Origin of the sequence: Mesorhizobium sp. M7A.F.Ca.AU.001.01.1.1 (genome assembly GCF_004022735.1) — a bacterium.
Classification (GTDB): Bacteria; Pseudomonadota; Alphaproteobacteria; order Rhizobiales; family Rhizobiaceae; genus Mesorhizobium; species Mesorhizobium ciceri.
Window position 1 is genome coordinate 1 of sequence record NZ_RZPF01000903.1, and the last position, 2,240, is coordinate 2,240.

At 63.4% G+C, this 2,240-nt stretch carries 3 protein-coding genes; all 3 read right to left on the reverse strand.

Features of this window, described 5'->3' with window-relative positions; genetic code table 11:
- Positions 1 to 1,134 (reverse strand): sugar ABC transporter substrate-binding protein (locus tag EN884_RS33680; protein ID WP_164895341.1); only part of this gene is annotated, 1,134 nt, incomplete at its 3' end.
- Positions 1,135 to 1,196: 62 nt separating this feature from the next.
- Positions 1,197 to 1,856, reverse strand: coding sequence for a GntR family transcriptional regulator (locus EN884_RS33685; protein WP_063167949.1), 660 nt, complete (start codon positions 1,854 to 1,856; stop codon positions 1,197 to 1,199).
- A gap of 23 nt (positions 1,857 to 1,879) precedes the next feature.
- A partial coding sequence (locus EN884_RS33690) for a dihydrodipicolinate synthase family protein (RefSeq protein WP_206617714.1) occupies positions 1,880 to 2,240 on the reverse strand: 361 nt, incomplete at its 5' end.

Sequence of the window (2,240 nt, forward strand, 5' to 3'; positions counted from 1 at the left end):
GGTGACGCCTTCGCGCACCTTTGGATCTTCGAGCACCGATTTGCGGAACGGTACGCCGGCGCCTGCCTGCAGCAGGCGCGCGCCCATGACCGGCGACACTGCCCACTGGCAGAACAGATAGGCGGCCTCCTTCTTCTCGCTGGTGGCCGTCACGCCGATACCGTCGCCGAAGGTGCCAGCCGCGTGCGCCTTGGGACCCTTGGGCATGACGCCATAGCCGACCTTGCCGACCACCCGCGATTTTTCCGGATTTTCCATCGGCGGGGCAAAGCCGACGCCATCGAACCACATGCCGATCTTGCCTTGCAGGAAGGCGGACTGCGCTTCGGCCCAGTTGAAGCCAGTGACGCCTGGAGGCGCGGATTTGGTCATCAGCCGCTGGTAGAGCCCGGCGGCCTCGATCGCCTCGGGCGACGTCGTGCGCAGCTTGCCCTGAGCGTCGAGTGGCGTCATGTCGTAGCCGAGCATGAGCGATGTCCACACCGGCGTGTTGGCGTTCTTGATGCCGCGGGCGACGAAACCATAAGTATTGGTCGACGGGTCGGTCAGCGCCTCGGCCGCGGCCACCAGCTGCTCGAAGGTTTCGGGATATTTGAGGCCCTTGGCCTCGAACAACTCCTTGTTCCAGTAAACGATCCAGTAGTCGACCGAGAAGGGCAGCGAGCGCAGCACGCCCTGACCGTCCTTGGCGAACAGCATGCCGGCGTCGGCGAAATCGTTTTCGACCAGACCCGGATCGGTAAGGGTGGGGTCGGCGAGATAGCCTGATATGTCGGCAAGCCAGCCGCCTTTTTCGAACTGCCGCTTCTGCACATGGTAGCTCAGATGCACGACGTCGAAGCTCGGCTTGCCGGAGCTCAATTCGATCACCGTCTTCTGGCGCTGCTGCTGCTCAGGCGTTGCCTCGGCATTGACCTTGATCCCGGTCAACTCCTCGAACTCGGCGAGATATTTTATCAGGGTGTCGCTGCGCGGGCTTTTCACCAGATTGACGTCGAGCGTCGTGCCGGCAAAGCGCTTCCAGTCGACGGCCGCGGCAAAGCCTGGGCGAACACCCACAAGGCCGGCGGCGGCAAGTGCCGCGGTTCCCTGGAGGAGTTGCCTCCTGGTTGGGTTGAACAGATTGGACGACATTTCTTCCTCCCGGTTGCTGTCGTTGTCGAATGCGTCGCGACCGCGACGCGGCTCATGCCTCCTCAGATTTGCAGCGCCAGCCGGCGCGCCTTGTCGATGTGCAGGCTGATCGCCTCGACCGCCTTCTGCGGGTCGCGGCTTTCCATGGCTTCGATGACCGCAAGGTGCTCACGCATGACCGGCACGACGCGCCCGTCGATGCGGAAGCGCTCCTGATGGATCAGCCGGATCTTCACCGAGTTGACCAGATAGGCCTTGGCGATGATCTCGTTGCCCAGCGCATCGATGAAAGTGTCGTGCATCGCCCAGTCGATGCTCTGCGCCCTGGCTTCCATTTCCGGCGTCGGCGCCTGCGAAAGGGCTTGAGCCAGCATCTCCTCGTGTTCACGCCGCAGGCGGGCAAGTTCGTCATCGGAAGCGCTGACGGTGAACAGCGCCACCGCTTCGCGTTCCATGAACAGGCGGAACTGAAAAGCCTCGCGGATCAGGCTGATGTCGATATGGGCGATCTGCATGCCGCGCTGCGGGATCGTCGTCAGAAGCCCTTCGGCCTCGAGACGCGGCACGATTTCGCGAATGGCGCCGAGCGGCAGACCGGTGAAGGCGACCAGTTCGCGCTGCGATACGAACTGGCCCGGCAGCAGATCGCGGGCCAGCAAATGCCGCGTGAAGCTGGCATAGGCTTTTTCCCTAAGCGTGGTCGGCTCGCTGCCGTCTTCCATTTCAGCGCGTATCCCTTTGCCGGTCAGGCTGATTCCCTGGCAAACAGCCCATCATAGGCGTCAGCCAGCTGTTGTCGCCCCTGCGAACCGATCGGCTCCAGCGGCGGACGGACCGCCAGCCAGCGGTCGTCGCCGGTTTTGCGCGCCACCATGACCTTCACCGCCGGCGTTACCGGGTGTTTGAGCAATTCGAGCACGAAACGCTCGACGCGTGTGTCGTCGCGCCCGTCCCCGGCCATGGCCCGGATTTCGCTGGTAACGAAATTGGCCATGCCGGAGATTGCGCCTTGAGCACCAATTCGCACGGCTCGTGCCAGATGCCGCTCGTCACCGATCAAGATCACCAGATCGCCATGGGCGCCGAGCAGCGCCTCGCTGTAGTCC

Excerpts from the sequence above, each read along its gene's own strand:
- EN884_RS33685 (WP_063167949.1), bottom strand. The coding sequence starts at position 1,856 with ATGGAAGACGGCAGCGAGCCGACCACGCTTAGGGAAAAAGCCTATGCC.